Raw genomic sequence first — 26,038 nt, 5'->3', positions numbered from 1 at the left:
GTCTGGCACCGGTCACGGGCGTGGCCGGCAGGCCGACCGTCGGGCGACGGTCAGCGGGAGAGGGGCGCGCCGGCTAGGCGCGCACCACCTGGGGTCCGAGTGCTGCATAGCGGTGCGCCTCGGTGGCGCTGAGACCCGTGTCGGTGACCAGAGCCTCGAAATCGGTGATGTCGGCGAAGCGGCAGAAGCTCGAGACCCCGAACTTCTTGGCGACCCCGACGAAGACGCGTCGTCGCGAGCGCTGGACGACCAGGTTCTTGACCGCGGCCACGGCCGGGTCGGGGGTGGTCAGCCCGTGCTCGCGGGACACGCCGTTGGCGCCCAGGAAGGCCAGGTCGATGACCAGGTCGTCGAGCATCCTGGTGGCCCAGTGGTCGACGGTGGCCATGGTGCGCCCGCGCACCCGGCCGCCGAGCACCAGCACGGTCACGCCGGCCTGGCCGGCCAGCGCCGTGGCGGTGAGCAGCGAGGAGGTGACCACGGTCAGCGGCCCCTCGGGCCGCAGCGCCTCGGCCACCAGCTGCGGGGTGAAGCCCTCGTCGACGTAGATGGTCTCGGCGCCCTCGAGGTGCTCGGCGGCGGCCGCGGCCACCCGACGCTTCTGGCTGACCCCGCTGAGGGTCCGGGCGGCGAGGTCGCTCTCGAAGCCGGCGCTCTCGACGGGGTAGGCCCCGCCGTGCACCCGCTGGACGACCCCGCGGTCGGCCAGGTGGCGCAGGTCGCGACGCACGGTCTCGGGAGCCACGCCCAGGTCGTTGGCCAGGGCGACGACGTCGACCCGGCCGTCGGACCGGGCCCGGTCGAGGATCTCGCGCTGGCGCCGGACGGCTTCCATGTCGATCTCCTCTCCGGGTGTGCCCGTTCGGGCCGAGTCGGGCTGTGACTGGTGTCACGGCGAGCGGTACCCCTCCATGGTGCCCCTCGTCACATGTCCGTGGCGAGTCCGGTTGGCGGTAACCGGATGCCCGAGTGGTGCCCGATTGGGACCGGATCGTCCGCCTGGCGGGACCCGCTTCCCACCGTTCCGGCCCGGTCGGGCACCCGGATGGGGTCGATCGGCGCCCACCGGCTGCCCGGTCGGGCCCGCGGTCAGACCAGGCCGAGGTGCTCGAGGTGGTCGTTGACGAACACCCCGGCGGGGTCCAGGGTGCGCCGCAGCGCCCGGAAGTCGGCCGCCCGCGGGTAGAGCCGGTCGACGTCGACCGGGCCGGCGACCTTGCCCCAGTGCGGGCGGGCGTCGTACGACGCCAGCGCGGCCTCGACCGCACGGACGGCCTCGCCGACCAGGGCGTCGTCGTTGCGCCAGGTGAAGTGCAGCGCCAGCGAGTCGCGGCCGTGGACCATCGAGAGCCAGATGTCGTCGGCGCCGATGCTGCGCAGCTCGCCGGCGATCAGGGCCGGGGCGAGGACGTCGGCGACCGAGCGCACCGCGTCGACCGCCTCGGCGGCCCGCTCGAGCGGCACGAACCACTCGCTCTGCTGCTCGTCGCCCCAGCTGGGCTCGCGGTCGTGGCGGAAGTGGGGCATGCGCGTGTGCCACGGCCCGGCGCCGCCGCGCGGCGTCAGGTTGTCGCCGTCGCCCAGGACGCTCGAGGGGGCCTCGGGCGGCCGCGGGTCGCCCAACCGGGCGAGGAGCCGCTCGCGGTCGGGGGTGGTGGCCGGGTCGGCGTCGGTGCGCTGCTTGACCAGCACCTCGCCCACCGGCTCGTCGTCGGCACCGCTCCAGAGCGTGAAGACGCTGACGCTGCTGCCGAGCGCGAGCACCGCCGCCGGGTCGGCGAGCAGGTCGCGCCAGGTCAGCCCGGGGTGCAGCTGCTGGACGACGTCGTACGTCGGCACCAGGTCGAGCTCGAGGTCGACCACGACCCCGGTGGCGCCCAGGGCGACCACGTGGCCCTCGAAGCCGGGCTCGCCGCGGCGGGCGGTGTGCAGCGAGCCGTCGCCCAGCACCGTGGTGATCGCCGAGACCGGGCCCGCCAGCACCTGGTGGCCCACGCCCGAGCCGTGGGTGCCGGTGGCGACGGCGCCGGCCACGGAGATGTGGGGCAGCGACCCGGTGGTGGGCAGGGCCCAGCCGCGCCGGTGCAGCTCGGTGACCACCCGGGCGTACGGCACTCCCCCGCCCACGGCGGCCACCGCTCGCTGCGGGTCGACGCGCACCGCGTCGGGCATCCGGCGCAGCGAGACCAGCGTGCCGGTCGTGTCGGGCAGGGCGTTGAAGGAGTGGCCGGTGCCGAGCACCCGCACCCGCTCGGCCTGCGACACCACCTCCTGGAGCTCGGCCAGGCTCGTCGGCTCGGCGAAGGCCCCGAACCGGTAGCCGTGGTTGCCGGCCCAGTTGCGGACCGGCGCCGCGCTCACGCGCGGTCCTCGACGACGACGACGTGCAGCCGGCGGGGGCCGTGGACGCCCTCGACCCGGTCGAGCTCGATGTCGCTGGTGGCCGAGGGGCCGCTGATCCAGGTCAGCGCGCGGCCGTCCTCCACCGCTGCGGCCAGCCGGGCCACCGCGTCGGGGACGTCGGGCACGACCTGGTCGGCGCGCACCAGGCACACGTGCCGGTCGGGCACCAGGCTCAGCGCCCGGCGGCCCTGCCCGGGCCCGTGGTCGAGCACGATCGTGCCGGTCTCGGCGACCCCGACGCTGGCAGTGGTGACCACGGCGGCGAGGGCGTCGAGGTCGGCGGCCGACAGGTCGTCGTCGGCCACGGCCCGCTCCCCCAGCGCCGCGAGCAGCGCCGGGTCGGTCCCGGGCGGCACGACGACCCGGTCGGTCGGGGCGAAGAGCGACGCCAGGTGCTCGGCGAGGTCGGCGGCCCCGACCCGCTCGACCACGGCGCGGTAGTCGGCGACCCGCTCGGCGAACAGGCCGACGACCTCGGCGGGCGAGCCCGGCGTGCCGACCGGGGCCACGACCGGCTCCGGCGTCGGGGCGACCCCCTCGAGCGCCGCGCGGACCCGCCCCAGGACCTCGGCTCTGGCACCGGTCGGGTCGGCGGGGGCGTCGAGCTTGTCGTCGGAGCGGTGAGGTGGCAACCGTCCGGGGGCCGGTTCCGGTTGCGGGCTCACCGCCGGCGCAGCAACCGGGTGCGGGTCGTCGTACGGCGTCGCCGGGGGCGGTGCGTCGGCAACCGTCCGGCTCGGCAGGTCGGTTGCCGGCTCACCGCTCCCACCGCCGGTGCGGGCCCACCAGGCCCGGAAGGACTCCGCCGGCGGGGCGGGCAGGTCGCGGGCGCCGGTCCAGGCCGCAGCACCCGGGCCGGGCAGGCGGCCCGCCGCGGCGCGACCGCCGGGCAGCGTGGTGCGCGAGAGCCGCGACAGCACCCGGCCCGACAGACCGGAGGCCTTCTCGACCAGACCCAGGCGGGAGGCGTCGGCGAGGACCCAGGCCGCGGCCCGCATCGCCACCGCCTCGGCCTTCGGCACCCGGTCGGCGCGGTGGGAGTCGACGACCTTGGAGCGCAGGTGCACCAGCACCTCGGGGATGTCGATGCGCACCGGGCAGGCCTCGAAGCAGGCCCCGCACAACGACGAGGCGTAGGGCAGCGAGTCGGTCTGCGCCCGGGCGCCCGCGTCCGGCTCGTCGGGATCGGCCAGCAGCGGGTTCAGGATCGCCCCGATCGGACCGGGGTAGACCGAGCCGTAGGCGTGCCCGCCGGTGCGCTCGTAGACCGGGCAGACGTTCAGGCAGGCCGAGCAGCGGATGCAGCGCAGCGCCTGGCGCCCGGTCTCGTCGGCCAGCGCGCGGGTGCGTCCGTTGTCGAGCAGCACCACGTGCACCTCCTGAGGCCCGTCGCCGGGCGTGGTGCCCGACCAGGTGGAGGTGTAGGGGTTCATCCGCTCCCCGGTCGAGGATCGCGGCAGCAGCCGCAGCAGCGGGTCGAGCTCGGCCCAGGTCGGCACGACCTTCTCGATACCGACCACGCTGACGAGCACCTCGGGCAGGGTCAGGCACATCCGCCCGTTGCCCTCCGACTCCACCACCACCAGCGTGCCGGTCTCGGCCACCGCGAAGTTCGCCCCCGAGACGCCGACCTTGGCGCGCAGGAACTTCTCGCGCAGGTGCTCGCGGGCGGCCCCGGCGAGCACGGCGGGCTCGTCGGTCAGGCCGGCGGGGGCGGGGCGGCCGACGTCGGCCATGCGGCGCAGGAAGATCTCGCGGATCTCGGCACGGTTGCGGTGGATGGCCGGCACCAGGATGTGCGAGGGCAGGTCCTCGCCCAGCTGCACGATCAGCTCGGCCAGGTCGGTCTCCCACGCCGCGATCCCCTGCGCCTCCAGCGCCTCGTTGAGGCCGATCTCCTGGGTCGCCATCGACTTGACCTTGACCACCTCGTCGGCCCCGTGGGCCCGGGCGACCTCGGCCACGATCGCGTTGGCCTCGGCGGCGTCGCGCGCCCAGTGCACGGTCGCACCCGCCGCGGTGAGGGTGCGCTCCAGCTCCTCGAGGTGGGTGGCCAGGTCGTCGAGGGCACGCTGCTTGACCGCGGCCCCGGCCAGTCGGAGGTCCTCCCAGATCCCGGCCTGCTCCAGCTCGCCGACCACGGCCGCCCGCTTGCCGCGGATCACCCCGGTCGCGTGCGCCAGGTTGTGGCGCAGCTGGGTGTCGCCCAGCGCCGCGCGCGCCGCCTCCGGGAAGGCCGGCATCCCCACGAACGTCCCACTCACGACTGCCCCTCCGTGCCCTCGGTGGCCGCCAGCACCTCGGCCAGGTGCACCACCCGCACCCCCGAGCGCTGCCGCGACAGCACCCCGCCCACGTGCATCAGGCAGGAGTTGTCGCCGGCGACCAGCACCTCGGCGCCGGTCGAGCGCACGTGCCGCGCCTTGTCGGCGCCCATCGCCACCGACGTGTCGGCGTTCTTCACCGCGAAGGTGCCGCCGAAGCCGCAGCACTCCTCCGCGCCGGACAGCTCGACCAGCCGCAGCCCCCGCACCGCCTCCAGCAGCCGCCGAGGCCGGTCACCGACCCCCAGCATCCGCAGCGAGTGGCACGTCGGGTGGTAGGTCACCGTGTGCGGGAAGTAGGCCCCCACGTCGACCACGCCCAGCACGTCGACGAGGAACTCCGAGAGCTCGTACGTCGGCGGCGCACCCGCCACCGCCGCGCCCAGCCCCGGGTCGCTGCCGTTCTCGGCGCCACGACGGCCCACCAGCGCGTGCTGGTGACGCGCCGACCCGGCGCACGACCCGCTCGGGGTGACGACCGCGTCGTACCCGGCGAAGGCGTCGACGTAGGTCCGCACCACCGGCACCGCCTCGTCGAGGTAGCCGGTGTTGACCATCGGCTGGGCGCAGCAGGTCTGGGCCGCCGGGAAGTCCACCTCGCAGCCGAGGCGCCGCAGGAGCCGCACGACCGCCTTGCCGGTTTCGGGGAACATCGCGTCGTTGACGCAGGTGACCGACAGGGCGACTCGCATGTGACCACTCTCTCAGATGCAGTGAAACGTTACAACCGGCAGGCGACGCCGGACGGCGCCTGGCCGGGCCCCGTGCGGGACCCGGCCAGGACGTCGGTCCCACCTCACCCGACGCGGTCGCCCTCCGAGGCGTCGAAGTCGAGCCAGCGGTCGGCCCGCGCACTGCCGACGAAGGTGTCGGCGCCGCGCCCGCCACGCATCCGGTCACGCCCACCGAGACCCACCAGCAGGTCGTCGCCGGCCCCGCCCCGCAGCACGTCGCGACCGGCGCCGCCGACCAGCACGTCGACACCCCCGCCACCACGCAGCACGTCACGACCGCCTCGACCGAAGACGATGTCCGTCCCCGGGGTGCCCTCGACGGTGTTCCACCGGTTCCCGGCGGCCACCACCCGGGCGACCACCTCGCTGGCCTGCTCGCCCTCGCCGATCACCAGGCGCACCTCGGCGGTCCCGGTGCGCCTACCGTGCGGCGACACGACCACCCGCCGCGACGTACCGGCGTCCTGCACCGTCAGACGGTCGAGGAGCCGCGTGCGCGACGTGGAGACCGAGACCGGCACCTCAGCCGCCTGCTCACCCGTCAGCTCCAGGCGCAGCACGACCTTGCCGGCGCTCGCCCGCACCGGGACCAGCTCACCCGACACGACCGACGCCACGGCGTCGACCTCGAGGGTCGTGACCTCGCTCGTGTTGCCGGCCAGGTCGGTCGACCGGGCAGCGATCGTGTGCGCACCGCCGTCCAGTTGCACCGGCTCGACGTACTCGGTCCAGGAGCCGTCGTCCTCGCGGATCTCCACCAGGGCCACGCCGGAGTCGGCGTCCTCACCGGTGACGGTGAGGACACGGTCCTCGTCGACCTCGGCGCGCACGCTCGGCTCGACGAGGTCGATCCTCGCCTCGATGCTGCCGGCGTCCACGACCTCCTCGTCCTCGAGCAGCCGGTAGGCCACCGGGTACTGGCCCGCGGGCAGCGCCACCGGGGTCTCGTAGGAGGTCCACTCGCCACCGTCCAGGGCGTACTCGACCTCTCGGCCGCCGACCCCGCCGGTGACGTCCAGCACCAGCTCGGCACCGGCGCCCGCCCAGCCCTCACGGCCCGACGGCTCGATCGCGGCGGTCACCGCGGCGCCCTCGGCCAACGGCTCCGTGCACACGTCGGTGAGGCGCGTGGAGGGCTCGACCTCGGCCTCGGTGCTCAGCAGGTGGCACCCGGTCCCGACCCTGCGCACCTCGAGGAAGCCGTCCGAGGCCACGACCGTGCGCGCCACCCCGTCGACGTACAGCGTGGTCGGACCGGTCTGCTCGGTGGGCACCAGCACGGTGGCCGTGGTGTTGCCCGGCACCGATGTCACGACCCGGAGGTCGCCCTGCTCACCGTGGTCGAAGGCGACACCGACCGAGCCACGCACCGTGGGAGTCTTGATGCTCGCCCACTCGAGGTCGCCCGGCTGCGGCTTCACCCGGAAGCTCGCGTACCCCGCCGACTCCGGCTGGATGCCGAAGAGGCCGGCCGGCACGTTGAAGGCGGGCGAGGCCGCCCAGGGGTGGGAGTAGGTGAGGTTCGACTTGAGGGAGGGGTCCCACGCCTCCATCGTCGCGCCGGCACCCAGGTCGATCATGTTCAGCCAGCTGCGGACGCCGGTGCCGGTCGTGAGCATGTCGAGCGCGGCCTGGCCGTTGCCGCCGTCGTAGAGGCCCTTCACGAGGAACGCGGCGCAGTAGACGCTGCAGGCCATGCCGCGCGAGGCGACGTAGTCGGCGACCTTGCCGGCCTCGTCGTCGGTGGGGACGCCGAAGGCGAGCGCGAAGGCGCTGGCGTGCACCGAGGCGTGGCCGGTGGGCTGCAGCTCGGCGTCGAGACCGTCGTCGTAGCGTCCGGTCGTCGGGTCGTAGAGGCGCTCGTTGAGACCGCTGCGCACCCCGTCGGCGAGGTCGGTGTAGGTCACCACGTCGGCGTCCCGGCCCAGCGCCTGCGCCATCTCCGCCATGTCGCGGAAGGCGCGGTAGGACAGCGCGTTGAGCACGGTGTTGTACTGGCGGAACTCGTAGCCGTCACGCTCGCTGCGCGGCCAGTCCACGATGTCGCACTCGGTGCGGCTGCTGCAGCCGTCGGAGCCCGTGGTCTTGCGCACGAGCCCGGTGCTCTCCTCCACCCACTCGGTGGGCAGCTTGTCCTCGAGGTTGGAGTAGTACTCCTCGGCCTGGCTCAGGTCACCGGTCTGCCGCCAGGCGTCCCGCACGGCCAGCACCACGTAGATCGGCCACTCCGTGGGCCAGGTGCGGTTGTTCTTGAAGTAGTCCATGGAGTAGCGCCCGAGCGACAGGTCGTCCATCAGGTAGAGGGTCGACATCTGCTGCAGGTAGCCGTCGGCCTCGTAGTTGATCCGTTCCCGGGTCCACGAGTCGGTGTAGAAGTTGAGGTTCAGCGCCTCGATGGAGTTCTTCGACAGCTCGTAGACCGCCTCGATGTCGGGGTCCGAGGCCGCGAAGGCGGAGGCGGAGGCGTCGAAGGGGTAGACCAGCGCCAGCGCCCGCAGGTTCTCGGCCGTGACCGGGGCCGGGGCCCCGACGACCTCGACGTAGCGGAAGACCCGTGCGCCCCAGGTCTGCAGCGTGTGCTCGCCCTCGCCCAGCGTGACCACGTCGAGGTAGGTGTTGGTGGTGTTGAGCTGGTAGCGCACCGACCCGTCCGGGTTCAGCACCTCGCCGAAGCGCAGCTCGACCTCGGTGCCCGGCGGGCCCTCGACGGTGTAGTCGACACCACCGATCCAGGAGCGACCGAAGTCGACGACGTAGCTGCCGCCGTCGCGCTGGGTGACGTCCACCGGCTCGTGCAGCTGCTGCTCGACCTTGTCGGTGGGCGTGGCCACGAGGTCACCGATGGCGGGCCGCACCGCGGCGGCGCGCCAGCCCGCGTCGTCGAACCCGGGCTCGTCCCAGCCCCAGGGGAACTCACGGGCGTCGAGGTTCTCCTTGGGAGCCGCGTAGAAGCCGGTGCCGATGCTGCCGGCCGCGGGGTAGACGGCGTAGCCAGGCATGGCCCGCCACGTCGGTCCGGTGCCCAGGACGTCGCGGGTGCCGTCGGCGTACTCGACGACCAGCTCGGCCTGGAACGCGTGGTCCTTGGTGGTGTAGGCGAGTGCCCCGACGGCGTTGCTGCGTCCGGGGACCAGCAGGTCGGTGACGTCGAAGCCGTCGTAGCGGGCCTCGTCGCCGATCGCGTGGGTCGGGCCCAGGCCCACGAACTCGCCGTTGACGTAGGCCTTGTGCACGTACTGCTTGGCCGGCTCGGCGCTGGACCCGGTCGCGAAGAGGGTCGCCCAGGCGATCGGCTTGTCGGCGAGCTCGACCTCGCCGCGCAGGAAGGCCCAGCTGGTGTCGAGCCCCTGGACCAGGCAGACCTCACGCTTGGCGACCTTGAGCACGCCGTCGGTCGCGGTGCCGCAGGCGAAGGAGCCGTTGCCCTCGGAGTAGTCGTCCTCCAGCAGCGTGGCCCCGGTGCTCGCCTCGACGACCTCGACGTCGTCCACGGTGCCCGACTCGGAGGAGCCGTTGCGCAGGCCGACGTAGCCGCGGCGGAAGGTGGGGTCCACGGTCGTGTCGACGAGCACGTCGTCGATCCAGGTCCGGATGGTCTCGCCGACGACCTCGATGCGCACCGCGAACGGCGTGCCCTGGCGCAGGGTGCCGGCCGGCAGGGAGACCGACTTCAGCAGCGAGAAGGTGCCGTCGACCTGCACGTGCGGCACCAGGCGGTTGTCGGCCCGCAGCTGCCACATGTAGCCGTTGCGGGCGTCGGTGGCGCGGAAGGTCAGCCCGCTGGCGACCTCCGCGATGCTCATCGTGGCGGAGAAGGTGTAGTTCGACCACGAACCGGCCAGGAAGTCCTGCTCGGACGGGGCCACGACCAGCCGGCCGTCGCTGGTGCCCAGGCGGGGCAGCTCGGGCACCGGACCCTCGAAGTTGTTGGAGTAGAGGGTCTCGCCACCGGCGGCGGTGACCGTCAGGTCGTCGAACCGCGCCTCCTCGGACCTGCCGCTGCGGAAGCCCACGCCGCCGCCGGCGAAGGTGGTCAGTGCGTCGTCCTCGTGCACCAGGACGTCGTCGATCCAGGTGCGCACCGAGGAGCCTCGCACCTCGACCTCGAGGTGGTGCTGCTCGCCCTCCTCGATCGAGATGCCCAGGTCTCCGAGCGCGACCTCGTCGACCAGCGTGGTGCCCTCGTGGGTCCGCAGCGTGTCGGTGTCGCTGCGGACCTGCCACAGGTAGCCCGAGTCGGCCGCACTCGTGCGGAAGGTGAGGGTGGCGGCGTTGCGGACCACGGTGAAGTCGGTCTCGACCGTGTAGTCGGCCCAGTTGCCGAACCCGTCGGGGGTCCAGATCGGGGTCGACGACGTCCACGACGCGCCCGGTCCGGTGCCCAGCTCGGCCGCCTCCGACCACGCCGAGGCGACGTCCTGGCCGTCCCAGGTGCGCACGGCCCAGTAGTAGCGCTCTGACGCCTCGAGGGCCGGGCCCTCGTAGGTGACCCCACGCTGCTGGTCGGACGCCACCTGGCCGCTGTCCCAGACGTCACCCTCACCGGACGCGGCGAGCGCGGCGTCGGTGGACACGACCACCTGGTAGCCGCTCTGTGCCGCGGAGCCCACGTGCCAGCCGAAGTCGGGCGCCTCGTCGACGTCGAGGCGCCGCGCGATCCCGTCGACGGACAGGCCGGTGGGCGCCTGCGCGTCCTGGGCGGAGAGCGGTCCGGCTGCGAGCGCCGGGGCGGCCGTGGCACCGGGCTGCCCGGGGAGCGCCGCTACCCCCGAGAGAGCCGTCGCCGAGGCGAGCGAGAGGACTACGAGACGTCTGAGCATGGACCATCCACTTCTGCTGGGTCGGTGACTGCCGTCACATCACTTCGACGGACCCTAGATGAATCGATTCATGACGGGAATCCCTTGGCCGGTATCGGACACCTGCTCGGGAGGGTTGACACGATTCAGCAGGCGGCGACCAGATCCGCTCAGATCACGCCGCTGCGCACGGCGTGCACCACGGCCTCGATGGTCGACTCCACCCCGATCTCCTCGGCGGCGGCGCGCAACCGCCGCCGCACGGTCCGCTCCGACAGACCGACGCTGCGCGCGACGGCGCGCAGCGTCTGCCCGCGCGCCAGGGCCCCGAGGATCCGGACGTCGGTCTCGTCGGGTGCCCAGGGAGCACCGGACCCGGGGCTGCCCGACCCCGTCATGTCATGCCTCCTGCTCCTGCTCTGCTCCTCCTGGACTCATCCGCCCCCGCGGACGACCCGGACCTCGGCGGCGTCCCAGTCGAGACCCGGGCGGGGCTCGAAGCGTCGCAGCCCGTGCGTACGCCGCACCAGCGCCCGCATCGCCGCCAGGTCGGGCAGGTCGGCGCCGAGCGCCCGCGCCTGCACGAGCACGTTGCCCAGGGCCGCGGCCTCGGCGGGGCCGGCGAGCACCGGCACGCCCAGGGCGTCGGCGGTGAGCTGGCACAGCAGGTGGTTCTGCGACCCGCCGCCCACCACGTGCACGATGTCGAAGGAGCGGCCCGAGAGCTCGGCGGCGCTGCGCAGGTGGCGCCGGTAGGCCAGCGCCAGCGAGTCGAGGATCGTGCGGGTCACCTCGGCCGGTGTCTGTGGCACCGGCTCGCCGGCCTCGTGGGCGAGCGCCCGGATGCGGGCGGGCATGTCGCCGGGTGGCAGCAGGCGCGGGGCGTTGATGTCGACGACCGTGCGCAGCGGGGTCAGGCCCGCGGCCGCGTCGAGCAGCGTGGCCAGGTCGGCACCGGCGACGCGCTCGTGCTGCCACTGGCGCACCGACTCCGAGAGCACCCACAGCCCCATCACGTTCTTCAGGAAGCGGATGGTGCCGTCGACGCCGCCCTCGTTGGTGAAGTCGGCCAGCCTCGCCGCCTCGGTGAGGACCGGACGGTCCAGCTCGAGGCCGACCAGCGACCAGGTGCCCGAGGAGATGTAGGCGACGTCGTCACCCTCGGCCGGCACCCCGACGACCGCCGAGGCGGTGTCGTGCGAGCCCACGGCCACCACGGGTGTGCCGGGGTCGGCGCCCACCTGTTCGGCCAGGTCGGGGAGCAGGGGGCCGACGACGGACCCGGGGTCGCGCAGCGGCGGTAGCACCGCCCACGGCAGGCCGACCCGCTTGGCCAGCTCGACCGACCAGTCCTGGGTGGTGACGTCGTAGAGCTGGGTGGTCGAGGCGTTCGTGCGCTCGGCACCGACCTCGCCGGTGAGCCAGTAGCCGAGCAGGTCGGGCAGCAGCAGCAGCGAGTCGGCCGACTCCAGCGCTGCGGTCCCCCGGGCCGCCACCAGCTGGTAGATGGTGTTGAACGGCAGCTGCTGGAGCCCCGTGACGGCGTACATCTCGTCGGCGCCGACCTGCTCCAGCACCCGGGCCATGACCCCGTCGGTGCGGGTGTCGCGGTGGCTGTAGGGGTTGCCCAACAGCTGGCCGTCGCGGTCCAGCAATCCGTAGTCGACGGCCCAGGAGTCGATGCCGATGCCGTCGAGGCGTCCGGTGCGGGCCACCTCGGCGATCCCGACCAGCATCTCGCGGTGGATGCCCAGCACGTCCCAGAACAGCGCGCCACCGGCACGCACGCCACCGTTCGGGAAGCGGTGCACCTCCTCCAGGCTCAGGGTCGCCGGGGTGACGGTGCCGGCCATGACCCGGCCGCTCGTGGCGCCCAGGTCGACGGCCGCGACCCGCACCCCGGCGTCCCCGCCCGTCATCGGAGGAAGGCCGCGGCGACACCTGCGTCGACCGGGACGTGCAGGCCGGTGGTGTGCGTCATGTCGGGCCCGCACAGCACGAAGACCGCGTTCGCGATGTTCTCGGGCAGCACCTCGCGCTTGAGGATGGTGCGCTGCGCGTAGAACTTGCCCAGGTCCTTCTCCTCGACGCCGTAGACCGCGGCACGGTTGGCGCCCCAGCCCGAGGCGAAGATCCCCGAGCCCTGCACGACACCGTCGGGGTTGACGCCGTTGACCTTGACCCCGTGGGCGCCGAGCTCGGCGGCCAGCAGCCGCACCTGGTGGGCCTGGTCGGCCTTGGTGGCGGAGTAGGCGATGTTGTTGGGGCCGGCGAAGACGGAGTTCTTCGACGAGATGTAGACGATGTCGCCGCCCATCTCCTGCTCGATGAGCACCTTGGCCGCGGCCTTCGAGACGAGGAACGAGCCCTTGGCCATCACGTCGTGCTGCAGGTCCCAGTCGGCCTCGGTGGTCTCGAGCAGCGACTTCGACAACGACAGCCCGGCGTTGTTGACGACCAGGTCGAGGCCGCCGAAGGCGAGCACCGCGGCGTCGACCATGGCCTGCACGGCGTCGGCCTTGCTGACGTCGGCGGCCACCCCGATCGCCACGTCGGGACCACCGATCTCGGCGGCGGCGGCCTCGGCCCTGGCGAGGTCGAGGTCGGCGACGACCACGCAGGCCCCCTCGGCCGCCAGCTTCTGGGCGGTGGCCCGGCCGATGCCGCCGGCAGCACCGGTGACCAGGGCGATCCGGGTGGCGAGCGGCTTCGGCTTCGGCATCCGCTGCAGCTTGGCCTCCTCGAGGGCCCAGTACTCGATGCGGAACTTCTCGGCCTCGTCGATGGGGGCGTACGTCGAGAGCCCCTCGGCGCCGCGCATCACGTTGATGGCGTTGGTGTAGAACTCCCCGGCCACGCGCGCGGTCTGCTTGTCCTTGCCGAAGCTGAACATGCCCACGCCCGGCACCAGCACGATCAGCGGGTCGGCGCCGCGGATGGCGGGCGAGTCGGCGGTGGCGTGGCGGTCGTAGTACCCCTGGTAGTCCTCGCGGTAGGCGCTCGCCAGCTCCTTGAGCCGGGCGATGCTCTCCTCCACGCCGGCGCCGGCGGGCAGGTCGAGCACGAGCGGCTTGACCTTGGTCCGCAGGAAGTGGTCGGGGCAGGAGGTGCCCAGGGCAGCCAGGCGGGGGTGCTCGGAGGCGGCCAGGAAGTCCAGCACCACGTCGGAGTCGGTGAAGTGACCGACCATGGGGCGGTCGACCGAGGCGATGCCGCGGATGGTGGGGGCGAGCGCGGCGGCCTTGGCGCGCCGCTCGTCCGCCGGCAGGGCGGCGTACCCGTCGAGGGCGGGGCCGAAGGGCTCGGGCCGTGAGTGCTCGTCGATGTACGCCGCGGCGGTGTCGATGATCCACAGGCTGTTCGCCTCGGCCTCCTCGGAGGTCTGGCCCCAAGCGGTGATGCCGTGCCCGCCCAGGATGCAGCCGACCGCCTGCGGGTTCTTCTCCTTGATCTCGGCGATGTCGAGGCCGAGCTGGAAACCGGGGCGGCGCCACGGCACCCAGACGACGCGGTCGCCGAAGATCGTGGTGGTCAGCTCCTGCCCGTCGGCCGCGGTCGCGATCGCGATGCCGGAGTCGGGGTGCAGGTGGTCGACGTGCGGGGCGTCGACGAGGCCGTGCATCGCGGTGTCGATCGACGGCGCGGCACCGCCCTTGCCGTGCAGGCAGTAGTCGAAGGCGGCGACCATCTCGTCCTCGCGCTCGACGCCGGGGTAGACGTCGACGAGGGCGCGCATCCGGTCCAGCCGCAGCACGGCCAGGCCCTTCTCGGTCAGGGTGCCCAGGTCTCCGCCGGACCCCTTGACCCACAGCAGCTCGACGGGCTCGCCGGTGACCGGGTCGGTCTCGGAACCCTTGGCCGAGGTGTTGCCGCCCGCGTAGTTGGTGTTCTTGGGGTCGGCGCCGAGACGGTTGGAGCGCGCGATCAGCGCGGCGGCGGTGCTCGGGGTGGGGTTGGTCATGATGCCTTTCACGTCCTAAGGGGAAGGGTCAGTTCCAGCTGAGCTGGGTGCCGCCGACGCGGCTGGACTCGATCTGCTGCTGGTAGCCGGACTCGGCGTAGGCGCGCATCGGGTGCGCGGGCAGGCCACGCTCCTCGCGCCAGGCGGCCAGGTCGGCGCGCACGTCGGTGCTGAAGGCGTCCATGAACACCTCGTGAGCACCGAGGACGTCACCGGCCTCCTGGGCCGAGGCCAGGGCCACACGGTCGACCAGGAGCGCCCGGGCGGTCATCTCCTGCACGTTGAGGACCGAGCGGATCTGCCCGGGGATCTTCTCCTCCACGTTGTGGCACTGGTCGAGCATGAAGGCGACGTCGCTGTGGCCGTCGGGGTTGGCGGGCCCGTAGCCGCCGCCCCGGATCACCTCGAAGAGGATCCGGAAGAGCTGGAAGGGATCCGCCGAGCCCACGATCAGGTCGTCGTCGGCGTAGAAGCGGGAGTTGAAGTCGAAGGAGCCGAGCTTCCCCAGCCGCAGCAGCTGCATGACGATGAACTCGATGTTGGTCCCGGGGGCGTGGTGACCGGTGTCGAGGCAGACCACGGCCCGCTCCCCGAGCGCCGCGACCTGGGCGTAGGACGTGCCCCAGTCGGGGACGTCGGTGTGGTAGAACGCCGGCTCGAAGAACTTGTACTCCAGCACCAGGCGCTGCTCCTCGCCGATGCGCTCGTAGATCGTGGCGAGCGACTCCGCGAGCCGGTCCTGGCGGCCGCGCAGGTCGGCCTGGCCCGCGTAGTTGCTGCCCTCGGCCAGCCAGATCTTCAGGTCCCGGCTGCCGGTCTGGTGCATCACGTCGATGCACTCGAAGTGGTGGTCGATGGCCTTCTGCCGGACCTTGGGGTCGGTGTGGGTCAGGGCACCGTGCTTGTAGTCGTCGTCCTGGAACGTGTTGGAGTTGATCGTGCCCAGGGCGACCCCCTGCTCCTCAGCGTGCGCCCTCAGCGCCGCCCAGTCGTCGGTGAGGTCCCAGGGGATGTGCAGGGCGACGCTCGGCGCCAGCCCTGTGAAGCGGTGCACGGTCGCGGCGTCGGTGATCTTCTCCTGGACCGAGCGCGGGGTCCCCGGGGTGCCGAAGACCTTGAAGCGGGTCCCCGAGTTGCCGAAGGCCCAGGAGGGCAGCTCGATGGCCTGGCCCTCCAGCAGGGGCGCGATGGCGGCGAAGTCAGTCATGGTCAGCTCTCGATCCGGGTAGCGAGGTGGCGGGTACGGCGGGTGGGGCAGGTGGGGCGGGCGCGAGCTGGTCGTCCAGGCGGAAGACCTCCTCGAGCAGCCAGAACCCCTCGTCGGGCGGGCGGGCGTCGATGCCGACGAAGAACGGCGACATCTCGGCCTGCCACCGGGCGTTGACCTCGGTGGCGGCCATCGCGGTCTGCGAGGCGGCCAGGTCGTCGGACTCGACGTACCCGACCAGCAGACCGTCCTCCCGCAGGAACAGGGAGTAGTTGCGCCAGCCGGTCTCGTGGAGGGCCTGGCACATCTCGGGCCACACGGCGCGGTGCCGCTCGACGTACTCCGTCATCCGGTCCTTCCTGACCTGGAGCGTGAAGCAGTAGCGCGGCACGGCGGTCTCCCTGTTCCTGCGGGTGGGTGGGTAGCGGGCCGACGACTCAGAAGTCGAAGTCGCCGATGTTCTCGCCGTCGAAGACGAACGGGTCGCCGAGCAGCACCACCCCGTCGGCGCCGACGGTGTACTCACCCAGGCGGCCGGCCTCGAAGGTGTCGCCCTCCTCGCCCTCGATGTCGCCGTTGGCCAGCGCGGCGGCGGTGAAGGTCGCCAGGTAGCCGAGGTCGGCGGGGTTCCACAGTGCGAACGCCTCGACGGTGCCGTCCTCGACGTACTCGCGCATCTGGTTGGGCGTGCCGAGGCCGGTCAGCGAGACCCTGCCCTTGGCGTTCGAGGTCGAGAGGTAGCGCGCAGCGGCGGAGATGCCCACCGTGGTCGGCGAGATGATGCCGGCCAGGTCGGGGTACTGCTGCAGCAGCGCTGCGGTCTGGTCGAAGGACTTCTGGTCGTCGTCGTCGCCGTAGACCACGTCGACGAGCTCGATGTCGGGGTGGTTCTCCTCGATCTCCGCCTCCATCAGCTCGATCCAGGCGTTCTGGTTGGTGGCGTTGGCGGCGGCCGAGAGCACCGCCACCTCGCCCTTGTCGCCGATCTGCTCGGCGATCAGGTCGACCTGCACCTGGGCGATGCCCTCGGCGTCGGCCTGGTTGACGTAGATGTCGCGGCACTCGGGATCGGTGTCGGAGTCGAAGGTGACGACGCTGGTGCCGGCGCTGCGCGCCTCGTCGAGCGCGTCGCAGATCGCGGTGGGGTCGTTGGCCGAGACGACGAGTGCCTCGACGCCCTGCTGGGCGGCGGTGTTGATGAAGGGCACCTGGGCCTCGGGCGAGGCGGCGTCGGGGCCGACCTCCTCGACGGTGACGCCCAGCTCGTCGCCGGCCTCCTCGGCACCGGAGGTGCTGGTGTCGAAGTAGGGGTTGCCGAGGTTCTTGGGCAGCATCGTGACCGTGACGTCACCGTCGCCGCCGTCGGAGCCGGAGGCGGCGTCGCCGTCGCCGCCGCAGGCGGTCAGGCTCATGCCGGCGGCGAGTGCGAGAGCCGCGAGGCCCGAGGCGCGTCGGGTGTGGAGCTTCATGGTGGTGCCCTTTCGTCGGTGCAGCCCGGTCCGCCCGGTGCTGTCGGATGCTGTGTCGTGCTGTCTGGTGCTGTGCAGAGGTGGGTCGGTCGCCGTCAGCCGGACGACGTGCGAGAACGGTCGGTCGACCGCGCCCGTCTCCTGCCCGCGGCAAGACCCGAGGCCCAGGCGAGGAAGCTGGTGGAGGTCACGGAGAGCACGAGGAGCACCCCGATGACGATGTTGATGAGGTTGACGGTCTGGTTCTCGAGGCGCATCGCGCTGGAGATGACGCCGATGAGCACCGCCCCGGCCACGACCCCGTGCAGGGCGCCCCGACCACCGAAGATCGACACGCCGCCGAGCAGCACGGCCGCGATGACCTGCAGCTCCAGCCCCGTGGCGTTGTCACCGCGGGCGCTGCCGTAGCGCAGCGTGTAGTAGACGCCGGCGAACCCGGCCACGGCGCCGGCGAAGACGAACAGCCAGAACTTGGTGAGCTCGACGTTCACCCCGGTGAAGTGGGCCGCCTCGTCGTTGAGACCGATCTCGTAGACGCCGCGCCCGAAGGTCGAGAAGTGCAGCAGCCAGGTCGTGAAGAGCAGCAGGAGCAGGAACGGGACCAGGACCATCGGCCAGCTCGAGCCCTCGACGATGCGCTGCTTGGCCAGGTCGGTCCAGTGCTCGGGGAAGTCGGTGACGGCGGTGGTGCCGAGCAGCCCCACCGCGATCCCCCGGTAGAGCGCCAGCGTGCCGATGGTGACGGCCAGCGAGGGCAGTCCGACGTAGGCGACCAGGAAGCCGTTGAAGGCGCCGCACAGCCCACCGACCAGCACCGCCACCAGGGCGGCCACCGGGATCGACAGTCCGGCGTCCTGGTGCAGCACGCCGGTCAGCACGCTCGAGAGCCCGACGACGCTGGCGACGGACAGGTCGATCTCGCCGGTGATGATCACCATCGTCATCGGCATCGCGATCAGCAGGATCGGGGCGATGTCGAGGAAGAGGTAGTACAGCGTCAGGGGCCCGTCGAAGGCGGGGACCTCGTTGAACGAGTAGAGGTAGACGACCCCGAGGAGCGCGACCACCGCGAACTCACGGGTCAGCAGCGCGCGGCGCCACAGGGGCCGGGAGTACGCCGGGTAGGTCCGCTCGCCTCGGGGCTCGCGGGAGGTGGGCGCGTCGCTCAGCGTGGGGGCGCTCATGCGCGGGCCTCCTCGTCGTGGTGGGTCGTGGGGTCGGTCGGTCCCGCCGGCAGCACGGGCGGCCCGTCGGGTCCGGGCGGTGCCGCCTCGGCGGCGCTCGAACCCTGCTGCTCCCGCAGGCGGCGCTCCTGGCGGTTGGCCAGCACCCGGTCCAGGACGATGGCGGCGAGGATGAGGGCGCCGACCACGGCGCGCTGCCAGAAGTCGGAGATGCCGACGATGGGCAGCGCCCGGTTGATGGTGACCAGGAGGAAGGCACCGATGGCGGCGCCCCACACGGTGCCGCTGCCCCCGAAGATGGCCACGCCGCCGATGACGGCCGCCCCCACGGCCTGCAGCTCGATGCCGGAGCCGGCCCCCGAGCTGACGGTGCCGTAGCGAGCGGCGTACACCACCCCGGCGAGGCCGGCGAGGGCCCCGCTGAGGACGAACGCGACCAGCACGCGGCGGGTGACCCTCAGGCCGTAGAGCGTCGCTGCGTCGGGGTCGGAGCCGATGGCGTAGAGCTCACGGCCGCCCCGGGCGGTGTGCAGGTAGTAGCCGACCGCCGCGAGCACCGCGAGCGCGATCAGGGTCAGTACCGGGATGCCCAGGATGCTGCGGGTGCCCAGGGCCAGGAAGGCCGGGTCCATGTCGGAGGCGTTGATCCGGTCGCTGCCGGCCCAGGTGAGGAAGATGCCGCGGTAGATGTAGAGGGTGCCCAGGGTGATCACGAGTGCCGGCACCCGGCCGAACGCGACCAGCACCCCGTTGACCAGCCCGAGCAGGGCCCCCATGGCCAGGCCCGCCGCGAAGACCGCGATGACGGGGATGCCCGGGTTGTCGGCGAAGAGGCGGCCGGTCAGGTACGCCGTGAGGCCGAGCACCGACCCGACCGAGAGGTCGACGTTGCGGGTGACGATCACCAGGGTCTGGCCCACCGCCAGGAGCAGCAGCAGCGAGGGGGTCACCAGCAGGTTGCGGAAGCCGTCGGAGCTGAAGAGGAATCCGTTGCTCTTCAGGGTCGTGCCGAGCACGATCAGCAGCAGCACCACCAGCACCGCGAGCTCGCGCGAACGCAGCAGCGCGCCGAGCAGCTGGGTGCCGCGGGCACCTCGGGTCGGGGTGGCGGGATCGTTGGCCAGTGCGGTGCTCACACCGGCACCTCCTCGGTCGCGGTCGGGGTGGACCCGGGGGTCGGGCCGGTGCGGGTGGCCGCGTGCATGACCTTCTCGGGGGTGGCCTCGGCACGGTCGAGCTCGGCGGTGATGCGCCCCTCGCAGACGACCAGGACACGGTCGGCCATGCCGAGGACCTCGGGCAGCTCGGAGGAGATCATCACGATCGCCATCCCCTGGCCGGCCAGGTCGGAGAGCAGCCGGTGCACCTCCGCCTTGGTCCCCACGTCGATGCCGCGGGTGGGCTCGTCGATGATCAGCAGCCGCGGCTGGGTGGCCAGCCACTTGGCGATCACGACCTTCTGCTGGTTGCCGCCGCTCATCGTGGTGGCGTCCATGTCGAGGGCACTCGTCTTGACCTGCAGCCGCGCCGCCCACGGGGCGGCCGCACGGTTCTCGGCGGCCGAGGTGAGCAGCCCCGCGCGGGTCAGGCCGCGGCGGATCACGCCGGCCACGTTGCGCGCCACGGAGCCCTCGGTGACCAGACCCTGCTTGCGACGGTCCTCGGGCACGAAGGCCATGCCGGCCCGGATGGCTGCGCGGGGGTTGCTGCGCGCCACCGGCGTCCCGCCGAGCCGGACGGCGCCACTGTCGTAGCCGTCGACACCGAAGACCGCTCGGGCGATCTCGCTGCGTCCGGCGCCGACCAGTCCGGCCAGGCCGACGATCTCCCCGGCCCGCACCTGGAAGGAGACGTCGCGGAAGACGCCGGCGGAGGAGAGCCCCTCGACGTCGAGGACAACGTCACCCAGGGGGGCCGGGGTCTTGGGGAAGAGCTCGCCGACCTCGCGACCGACCATCTCCCCGACGATGCTCTCGACGTCGGTCTCGGCGATGGCGTGCGTGGAGACGTACTCGCCGTCGCGCATCACGGTGACGGTGTCGCACAGGTCGAAGACCTCGTCGAAGCGGTGCGAGATGAAGACCAGCGCCCGCCCCTCGTCGCGCAGGCTCCGCGCGACCGCGAAGAGCCGCTCGACCTCGACACCGCTCAGCGCGGCGGTCGGCTCGTCCATGACCAGCAGGGCCGCGTCGAGCGAGATGGCCTTGGCGATCTCGATGATCTGCTGGTCGGCGATGGAGAGGCCGCGGGCGGGGCGGCGCGGGTCGAGAGCGACCCCGAGGCGATCGAAGAGGGCGGTCGCCTCGCTGTGCATCCGCGCGCGGTCGATGCGTCGACCCCGGCCCAACGGCTGGCGGCCCATGAAGATGTTCTCGGTGACCGAGAGGTCCGGGAAGAGCGTCGGCTCCTGGTAGATGACCGCGATGCCGGCCGCCTTCGACTCGGCCGTCGAGGAGAAGTCGACGTCGCGACCCTGGAAGGCGAACCGCCCACCGTCGCGTCGGTGCACTCCCGAGACGATCTTGACCAGGGTCGACTTGCCGGCACCGTTCTCGCCCACGAGGGCGTGGATGGAGCCCGGGCGCACCGTCAGGCTGCCCGACCGCAGGGCGGCCACGGCGCCGAAGGACTTGGTCACGTCCTGGAGCACCAGCGTGGCGTCTGCCATGACTCCTCCTTTTGAAACGTTTTAATCGATGCCGTCACGGTAGGTGGCCGCGGTCACACTCGTCAAGCACCACGTCTCAACTTCACCTACTTCGTCTCGTCCTGCATCCGGAAGAAGGGCCTCGAGAAGCGATAGTGTGAGGATTGATCGTTTCAAGCCATCTCAGATGCAGGAGCACCGGTGCCGTTCGACCCCAGTCGCAGCGCGTCCGTCAAGGACGTGGCGGCAGCTGCCGGCGTCTCGCTCGGCACCGTCTCCAACGTGCTGAACCGACCCGACCGTGTCAGTCCGGCGACCCGCGCTCGGGTGCAGCAGGCGATGAGCGAGCTGGGTTTCGTCCGCAACGAGTCGGCGCGCCAGCTGCGGGCCGGCACCAGCCGCACCCTCGCCTACGTGATGCTCGACGCGGGCAACCCCTTCTTCACCGACGTGGCGCAGGGCATCGAGGACGCTGCCGAGGGCGCCGACCTCACGGTGGTGCTGTGCAACAGCGCCAACCGCGCCGACCGCGAGCGCGCCCACCTCGCCCTGCTGGAGCAGCAGCGGGTCCAGGGCGTGCTGGTCACGCCGGTCGACCCCGATTCCCCTGAGTTGGACGAGCTGGCTCGGCGGGGCACGCCGTTGGTCATCGTCGACCGACGACGCACCGACGACTCGTTCTGCTCCGTGGCCGTGGACGACGTGCTCGGCGGCCGCCTGGCTGTCGAGCACCTCCTGGACCGTGGCCACACCCGGGTCGCGGTCGTCGGCGGGCCCGACAACCTGGGACAGGTGCGCGACCGGCTCAAGGGCGCCCGGGAGGCCTGGGCGGAGGCGGGGCGGCCGGCCGACACGCTGCTGCACCTGCCCACGCCGGCGCTCGACGTGGCCGCGGGGCGCGAGGCGGGCGATCGGCTGGCCGGGCTCTCCTCGGCCCGCCGGCCGACCGCCGCGTTCTGCCTCAACGACCTCGTCGCGCTCGGCCTGCTGCAGCAGGCGATCGGCTCGGGCACCAGGGTCCCCGAGCAGCTGGCGATCGTCGGGTACGACGACATCGACTTCGCCGCCGCCGCCGCGGTGCCCCTCACCTCGGTGCGCCAGCCCCGGCAGGAGCTCGGCGCCCGGGCCGCAGCCCTGGTGCTCGACGAGGCCACGAGCACGGGGCACACCCACCAGCAGGTGCTCTTCACACCCGAGCTGATCGCTCGCCAGTCGACGCGGAGCTGACGCCTCCGGCTACGTCCAGCCGATCGGCGAGGTCGTGGTTCGGGTCGTGGCTTGGGTCGTGGTTCGGGTCGTGTGCCTGGGGCCGCGCTCTGGCGCGCCTCCGGACCACGACCCAGACCACGACCGAACCCACGACCCGGGCCACGACCGGCCCGGACAGGAAGCAAGCGCGCTCAGGGCCCCGGGTCGACCGCTCAGCGGTGGGCGGCGAAGAACTCCTGCAGCAGAGCCGCCGACTCCTCGGCCAGCACCCCGGCGAGGACCTCGGGCCGGTGGTTGAGGCGGCGGTCGCGCACCACGTCCCAGAGGCTGCCCACGGCGCCGGCCTTGTCGTCGTACGCCGCGAAGACGACGCGCTCGACCCGGCTCAGCACCGCGGCACCGGCGCACATCGTGCACGGCTCGAGGGTGACCACGAGGGTGCAGCCCTCGAGGCGCCACTCCCCCCGGGCCCGGGCCGCCGCGCGCAGCGCGACCACCTCGGCGTGCCCGGTGGGGTCGGCCTCGGCCTCGCGCACGTTGCGGCCGCGGCCCAGCACGGCTCCGGCGGCGTCGACGACCACGGCGCCGATCGGCACGTCACCGGTGGCGCGGGCGGCGCGCGCCTCGTCGAGGGCGGCCCGCATCGCTGGTTCCCACGGGCCGGTGGGGTGGAGCGAGGCGCTCACGCCGAGGTCAGGCCGACCACGTCGTCGAAGAGCTCGCCGAAGCCGACCAGCCGCGCGACCTCCGAGAGCAGCTCGTCGGGGTAGAGCTCCTCGTCGTCGATGAGCTCGGCCATCGTGGCCGCGCTGACGCCGAGGTCGGCCAGCAGCCCCACCTCGCCGGCGGGCTCGGGCTCGTCGTCGTCCTCGGGGTCGGGCAGATGCAGGTGCTCCAGCACCGAGGCCGCCAGCTCCCACTCCTCGGCTGCCGTGACGTCGGAGAGCAGCAGCCGGGTGGAGCCGCCCGAGACGCGCACGAGCACGAAGAAGTCCTCGTCGATCGCGACCAGGCCCAGCGTGCCGGCGTCTCCGGGGAAGCGGCGCAGCGCGCTGGCCAGCACGTCGACGTCCTCGAGGTGGTCGTGGGTCAGCTCGGCCACGACCCACTCGCCCTCGGTGCGGTAGGCCGCCAGGGCGAAGTCGACCTCGTCGAGCTGCTCGGCCATGGGGGCACCCTCCGGTGGACGGACGAACCACGCTGCCGCACGGGTGTGCGGCACCTCCTACAGTGACAGACGCCCACGCCCGGCGACCAGCCCCTTTCCCGCGCTCCACCCCTCCGGGCCCGGCCACTAGGGTGGTCGCCATGCGCACCCACGTCGTGGACCACCCCCTCGTCACCCACAAGCTCACCACGCTGCGGGACCAGAGCACCGACTCCCCGACCTTCCGGGCGCTGACCGACGAGCTGGTGACCCTGCTGGCCTACGAGGCGACCCGTGACGTGCGGGTCTCCACCGTCGAGATCCAGACCCCCGTCTCCCCCGCCACCGGCGTCCGGCTCGACTCGCCGAAGCCGCTGGTGGTGCCGATCCTGCGCGCCGGGCTGGGCATGCTCGACGGGATGATGCGCCTGCTGCCGACCGCGGAGGTCGGCTTCCTGGGCATGGTGCGCAACGAGGAGACGCTCGAGGCGTCGACGTACGCCGAGCGGCTGCCCGACGACCTGTCGGGGCGCCAGTGCTACGTGCTCGACCCGATGCTGGCCACCGGCGGCACCCTGGCCGCGGCGATCCGCTTCCTCACCGACCGCGGCGCCGACCACATCACCGCGATCTGCCTGCTGGCCGCCCCCGAGGGCTGCGAGCGGCTGGCCGCCGACCTCGAGGGCCTCGACGTGCCCGTCACGGTCGTCACCGCCGCGATGGACGAGCGGCTCAACGAGAAGGGCTACATCGTGCCTGGTCTCGGCGACGCCGGCGACCGGTTGTACGGCGTGACCCACTGAGCCCGGTCGAGCACCTGGTCAAGCACCTCTCCTCACGGCTCCTTTACCCTCGGGGGCATGCTCTCCGCCCATGCCCTGACCCGCGACTTCGGTGACCGGCGCGCCGTCGACGGGGTCGACCTGACCGTGCGTCCCGGCCGTATCACCGGCTTCGTCGGCGCCAACGGCGCCGGCAAGACCACCACGATGCGGATGCTGATGGGGGTCCTGGGCGCCACCTCGGGAGAGGTGCACTGGCACGGGCGCCCCGCCACCGCCGAGGACCGGCGCAGCTTCGGCTACATGCCCGAGGAGCGCGGCCTCTACCCCCGGATGAACCTCGTCGACCAGCTAGCCTTCTTCGCCCGGCTGCACGGCGCCCCGGCCCGCGAGGCCCGCGACCGGGCGCTGGAGCTGCTCGGGTTCTTCGGTCTCGAGGACCGGGCCCAGGACCTGCTCGACAGCCTGTCGCTGGGCAACCAGCAGCGCGTCCAGATCGCGGCGGCGCTCGTGCACCGCCCCACCGCCCTGGTGCTCGACGAGCCCTTCAGCGGGCTCGACCCGCACGCCGTGGACGCCATGCTCGAGCTGCTCCAGCGCGAGGCCGGCGACGTGCCGGTGCTCTTCTCCAGCCACCAGCTCGACCTGGTCGAACGCATCTGCGACGACCTGGTCGTGCTCGCCGGGGGCCGGGTCGTCAGCGCCGGGACGGTCGAGGAGCTGCGCTCGCAGGGCGCCGAGAGCTACCGCGTCGAGGTGGCCGGGCAGGACGCCGGGTGGGTCAAGGGGCTCGACGGGGTGCTGGTGCAGGAGATCGACGGGGCGGTGGCCACGCTGAGCCTGGCCGGCCTGCCGGCCGCCGACCTGGTGGCGGACCTCGTCTCCCGCGGACCCGTCCTGGAGGTCGCCCGGGTGCGGCCGTCGCTGTCCGAGATCTTCCGGGAGGCCACCAGATGACCAGCACCACGCCGTCCAGCACCCGGCACGTGTGGCGCGCCGTCGCCGTGCGCGAGGTCAGCACCCAGGCCCGGAGCAAGACGTTCCTGCTCAGCGCCGGCTTCCTGGCCCTGGGGCTCGTGGCGCTGGTCGTCGTGCTCAGCGTCGTCTCCGGGCGCGAGACGACGCGCCAGGTGGCGGTCGTCGACGAGCTCGGCACCGCCGCCGTCGCCCAGGCCGCGGAGCTGGCGCGCGACCTCGACGACGGGCTGAGCCTGGAGGCCACCAGGTCGGACTCGCCCGACGAGGCCGAGCAGGCCGTGCGCGACGGCGAGGCCGACGTGGCGCTCGTGCCCACGACCGCGGGTGGCTACGAGCTCGTGGGGGACGACGAGCTGTCCGGCACCACGGCGCAGGCGCTCACCGCGGCGACCACCGATCTGCTGACGCAGCGCAACGCCGAGCGGCAGGACGTCGACCTCGAGGCACTGGCCCGCGGCGTGCAGGTCGACGAGCGGCTCCTCGACCCCGGCCCCGACGACGCCGGGCTGCGCGAGGCCGCGGCGCTCGTCTTCGTCGTGCTGTTCTTCGTCACCGCCATCAGCTTCGGCATGGCGATGGCCGCGACCGTGACGCAGGAGAAGGAGAGCCGGGTGGTGGAGATCCTGGCAGCCGCCGTGCCGCTCCGGGCCCTGCTGTGGGGCAAGGTGGCCGGCACCAGCGTCCTGGCCCTCGCCCAGACGCTGCTGCTGGTCCTCATCGGTGTGGTCGCCCTGGTGGTCACCGGGCAGGGCGACGCGCTCGGTGTGCTCGGCAGCGCCATCGCCTGGTACGTCGTCTTCTTCGTGCTGGGCTTCGTGACGCTGGCCAGCCTGTGGTCGGTCGCGGGGTCGCTGGCCGGGCGCCAGCAGGACCTCCAGGGCACCACCGCCCCGCTGCAGGTGCTGCTGATGGCGCCGTACTTCGTCTCGATCATGGCCGGCGAGAGCGTGCAGACGGTGTTCTCGATGCTGCCGGTGGTCAGCACCATGGTGATGCCGGCCCGGTTGGCCCAGGGTCCGGTGCCCGGGTGGCAGCTGGCGCTGGCCGTCGGGCTCACCCTGCTCGCCGCCGTGCTGCTGGTGCGGCTCTCCGCCCGCGTCTACGAGCGCACGTTGCTGCAGACCGACCGCCGGATCTCCTTCGGCGAGGCGCTGCGGCACGCGCGCTGAGCCGCCCGGGACGTCGTACGGGCGG

The 26,038-nt window shown here is 72.8% G+C and carries 20 protein-coding genes; 4 read left to right on the top strand and 16 right to left on the bottom strand.

Annotated features, from left to right (window positions below):
- Positions 1 to 73 precede the first annotated feature (73 nt).
- The 14 genes from OCU29_RS04585 to OCU29_RS04520 form a co-directional block, all read right to left on the bottom strand.
- Positions 74 to 835: a DeoR/GlpR family DNA-binding transcription regulator gene (locus OCU29_RS04585; RefSeq protein WP_261818974.1), complete on the bottom strand. Its 762-nt coding sequence runs from the start codon at positions 833 to 835 to the stop codon at positions 74 to 76.
- Positions 836 to 1,089: 254 nt separating this feature from the next.
- Positions 1,090 to 2,361: an FAD-binding protein gene (locus OCU29_RS04580; protein WP_261818973.1), complete on the bottom strand. Its 1,272-nt coding sequence runs from the start codon at positions 2,359 to 2,361 to the stop codon at positions 1,090 to 1,092.
- Positions 2,358 to 4,667, bottom strand: a complete 2,310-nt coding sequence (locus OCU29_RS04575) for an LUD domain-containing protein (RefSeq protein ID WP_261818972.1) — start codon at positions 4,665 to 4,667, stop codon at positions 2,358 to 2,360. Before OCU29_RS04575 ends, OCU29_RS04580 begins: the two co-directional genes overlap by 4 nt.
- On the bottom strand, positions 4,664 to 5,419 hold the full coding sequence (locus tag OCU29_RS04570; protein WP_261818971.1) for a (Fe-S)-binding protein: 756 nt from the start codon (positions 5,417 to 5,419) through the stop codon (positions 4,664 to 4,666). The genes OCU29_RS04575 and OCU29_RS04570 overlap by 4 nt, the downstream gene beginning before the upstream one ends.
- Before the next feature lie 104 nt (positions 5,420 to 5,523).
- Positions 5,524 to 10,281, bottom strand: a complete 4,758-nt coding sequence (locus OCU29_RS04565; protein ID WP_261818970.1) for a family 78 glycoside hydrolase catalytic domain — start codon at positions 10,279 to 10,281, stop codon at positions 5,524 to 5,526.
- 149 nt (positions 10,282 to 10,430) lie between these two features.
- The gene (locus OCU29_RS04560; protein WP_261818969.1) at positions 10,431 to 10,658 is read right to left on the bottom strand and encodes a LuxR C-terminal-related transcriptional regulator; all 228 of its coding nucleotides are present in this window, start codon (positions 10,656 to 10,658) and stop codon (positions 10,431 to 10,433) included.
- A gap of 36 nt (positions 10,659 to 10,694) precedes the next feature.
- On the bottom strand, positions 10,695 to 12,179 hold the full coding sequence (locus OCU29_RS04555) for a rhamnulokinase family protein (RefSeq protein ID WP_261818968.1): 1,485 nt from the start codon (positions 12,177 to 12,179) through the stop codon (positions 10,695 to 10,697).
- Positions 12,176 to 14,221 carry a bifunctional aldolase/short-chain dehydrogenase gene (locus tag OCU29_RS04550; RefSeq protein WP_261818967.1) on the bottom strand — a complete coding sequence of 682 codons (2,046 nt, stop codon included), beginning with the start codon at positions 14,219 to 14,221 and terminating at the stop codon, positions 12,176 to 12,178. The genes OCU29_RS04555 and OCU29_RS04550 overlap by 4 nt, the downstream gene beginning before the upstream one ends.
- A gap of 28 nt (positions 14,222 to 14,249) precedes the next feature.
- On the bottom strand, positions 14,250 to 15,428 hold the full coding sequence (gene rhaI, locus OCU29_RS04545; protein WP_179615068.1) for an L-rhamnose isomerase: 1,179 nt from the start codon (positions 15,426 to 15,428) through the stop codon (positions 14,250 to 14,252).
- Positions 15,421 to 15,819 (bottom strand): L-rhamnose mutarotase, encoded by a 399-nt coding sequence (locus OCU29_RS04540; RefSeq protein WP_261818966.1) that lies wholly within the window; start codon positions 15,817 to 15,819, stop codon positions 15,421 to 15,423. The genes rhaI and OCU29_RS04540 overlap by 8 nt, the downstream gene beginning before the upstream one ends.
- A 46-nt stretch (positions 15,820 to 15,865) precedes the next feature.
- The gene (rhaS, locus tag OCU29_RS04535; RefSeq protein WP_261818965.1) at positions 15,866 to 16,897 is read right to left on the bottom strand and encodes a rhamnose ABC transporter substrate-binding protein; all 1,032 of its coding nucleotides are present in this window, start codon (positions 16,895 to 16,897) and stop codon (positions 15,866 to 15,868) included.
- Positions 16,898 to 16,992: 95 nt separating this feature from the next.
- The gene (locus OCU29_RS04530) at positions 16,993 to 18,081 is read right to left on the bottom strand and encodes an ABC transporter permease (protein WP_261818964.1); all 1,089 of its coding nucleotides are present in this window, start codon (positions 18,079 to 18,081) and stop codon (positions 16,993 to 16,995) included.
- Complete coding sequence (locus tag OCU29_RS04525) at positions 18,078 to 19,217, bottom strand: ABC transporter permease (RefSeq protein ID WP_261818963.1); 1,140 nt, start codon at positions 19,215 to 19,217, stop codon at positions 18,078 to 18,080. Before OCU29_RS04525 ends, OCU29_RS04530 begins: the two co-directional genes overlap by 4 nt.
- Positions 19,214 to 20,749 carry a sugar ABC transporter ATP-binding protein gene (locus OCU29_RS04520; RefSeq protein WP_261818962.1) on the bottom strand — a complete coding sequence of 512 codons (1,536 nt, stop codon included), beginning with the start codon at positions 20,747 to 20,749 and terminating at the stop codon, positions 19,214 to 19,216. The genes OCU29_RS04525 and OCU29_RS04520 overlap by 4 nt, the downstream gene beginning before the upstream one ends.
- A gap of 180 nt (positions 20,750 to 20,929) precedes the next feature.
- On the opposite strand from OCU29_RS04520, the gene OCU29_RS04515 reads away from it, so the two are divergent.
- On the top strand, positions 20,930 to 21,955 hold the full coding sequence (locus OCU29_RS04515; RefSeq protein WP_261818961.1) for a LacI family DNA-binding transcriptional regulator: 1,026 nt from the start codon (positions 20,930 to 20,932) through the stop codon (positions 21,953 to 21,955).
- A 194-nt stretch (positions 21,956 to 22,149) separates the two neighbouring features.
- Here the strand turns inward: OCU29_RS04515 and OCU29_RS04510 are convergent, their stop codons facing one another.
- Together OCU29_RS04510 and OCU29_RS04505 are read right to left on the bottom strand one after the other, a co-directional pair.
- Positions 22,150 to 22,581, bottom strand: coding sequence for a nucleoside deaminase (locus OCU29_RS04510; protein WP_179615062.1), 432 nt, complete (start codon positions 22,579 to 22,581; stop codon positions 22,150 to 22,152).
- 38 nt (positions 22,582 to 22,619) lie between these two features.
- Positions 22,620 to 23,105 carry a tRNA adenosine deaminase-associated protein gene (locus OCU29_RS04505; RefSeq protein WP_261818960.1) on the bottom strand — a complete coding sequence of 162 codons (486 nt, stop codon included), beginning with the start codon at positions 23,103 to 23,105 and terminating at the stop codon, positions 22,620 to 22,622.
- Positions 23,106 to 23,245: 140 nt separating this feature from the next.
- Between OCU29_RS04505 and upp the strand changes: the two genes are divergently transcribed.
- From upp to OCU29_RS04490, 3 genes are read left to right on the top strand one after another with little or no spacing between them, the layout of a single operon-like run.
- Complete coding sequence (upp, locus tag OCU29_RS04500; RefSeq protein WP_261818959.1) at positions 23,246 to 23,887, top strand: uracil phosphoribosyltransferase; 642 nt, start codon at positions 23,246 to 23,248, stop codon at positions 23,885 to 23,887.
- A 57-nt stretch (positions 23,888 to 23,944) separates the two neighbouring features.
- Positions 23,945 to 24,823, top strand: a complete 879-nt coding sequence (locus tag OCU29_RS04495) for an ABC transporter ATP-binding protein (RefSeq protein WP_261818958.1) — start codon at positions 23,945 to 23,947, stop codon at positions 24,821 to 24,823.
- Positions 24,820 to 26,013, top strand: a complete 1,194-nt coding sequence (locus OCU29_RS04490; RefSeq protein ID WP_261818957.1) for an ABC transporter permease — start codon at positions 24,820 to 24,822, stop codon at positions 26,011 to 26,013. Before OCU29_RS04495 ends, OCU29_RS04490 begins: the two co-directional genes overlap by 4 nt.
- The last annotated feature ends 25 nt before the right edge of the window (positions 26,014 to 26,038 follow it).

The organism is Nocardioides sp. OK12, from assembly GCF_024341885.1.
Classification (GTDB): Bacteria; Actinomycetota; Actinomycetes; order Propionibacteriales; family Nocardioidaceae; genus Nocardioides; species Nocardioides marinisabuli.
Note: the sequence above shows the minus strand (reverse complement) of the source record. Positions and strands in the feature narration are given on the sequence as shown.

Excerpts from the sequence above, each read along its gene's own strand:
- OCU29_RS04505 (WP_261818960.1), bottom strand. The coding sequence starts at position 23,105 with ATGGCCGAGCAGCTCGACGAGGTCGACTTCGCCCTGGCGGCCTACCGC.
- OCU29_RS04570 (WP_261818971.1), bottom strand. The coding sequence starts at position 5,419 with ATGCGAGTCGCCCTGTCGGTCACCTGCGTCAACGACGCGATGTTCCCC.
- OCU29_RS04490 (WP_261818957.1), top strand. The coding sequence starts at position 24,820 with ATGACCAGCACCACGCCGTCCAGCACCCGGCACGTGTGGCGCGCCGTC.
- upp (WP_261818959.1), top strand. The coding sequence starts at position 23,246 with ATGCGCACCCACGTCGTGGACCACCCCCTCGTCACCCACAAGCTCACC.
- OCU29_RS04550 (WP_261818967.1), bottom strand. The coding sequence starts at position 14,221 with ATGACCAACCCCACCCCGAGCACCGCCGCCGCGCTGATCGCGCGCTCC.
- OCU29_RS04530 (WP_261818964.1), bottom strand. The coding sequence starts at position 18,081 with ATGAGCGCCCCCACGCTGAGCGACGCGCCCACCTCCCGCGAGCCCCGA.
- rhaS (WP_261818965.1), bottom strand. The coding sequence starts at position 16,897 with ATGAAGCTCCACACCCGACGCGCCTCGGGCCTCGCGGCTCTCGCACTC.
- OCU29_RS04520 (WP_261818962.1), bottom strand. The coding sequence starts at position 20,749 with ATGGCAGACGCCACGCTGGTGCTCCAGGACGTGACCAAGTCCTTCGGC.
- OCU29_RS04495 (WP_261818958.1), top strand. The coding sequence starts at position 23,945 with ATGCTCTCCGCCCATGCCCTGACCCGCGACTTCGGTGACCGGCGCGCC.
- OCU29_RS04585 (WP_261818974.1), bottom strand. The coding sequence starts at position 835 with ATGGAAGCCGTCCGGCGCCAGCGCGAGATCCTCGACCGGGCCCGGTCC.
- OCU29_RS04560 (WP_261818969.1), bottom strand. The coding sequence starts at position 10,658 with ATGACGGGGTCGGGCAGCCCCGGGTCCGGTGCTCCCTGGGCACCCGAC.
- OCU29_RS04555 (WP_261818968.1), bottom strand. The coding sequence starts at position 12,179 with ATGACGGGCGGGGACGCCGGGGTGCGGGTCGCGGCCGTCGACCTGGGC.
- OCU29_RS04565 (WP_261818970.1), bottom strand. The coding sequence starts at position 10,281 with ATGCTCAGACGTCTCGTAGTCCTCTCGCTCGCCTCGGCGACGGCTCTC.
- rhaI (WP_179615068.1), bottom strand. The coding sequence starts at position 15,428 with ATGACTGACTTCGCCGCCATCGCGCCCCTGCTGGAGGGCCAGGCCATC.
- OCU29_RS04510 (WP_179615062.1), bottom strand. The coding sequence starts at position 22,581 with ATGCGGGCCGCCCTCGACGAGGCGCGCGCCGCCCGCGCCACCGGTGAC.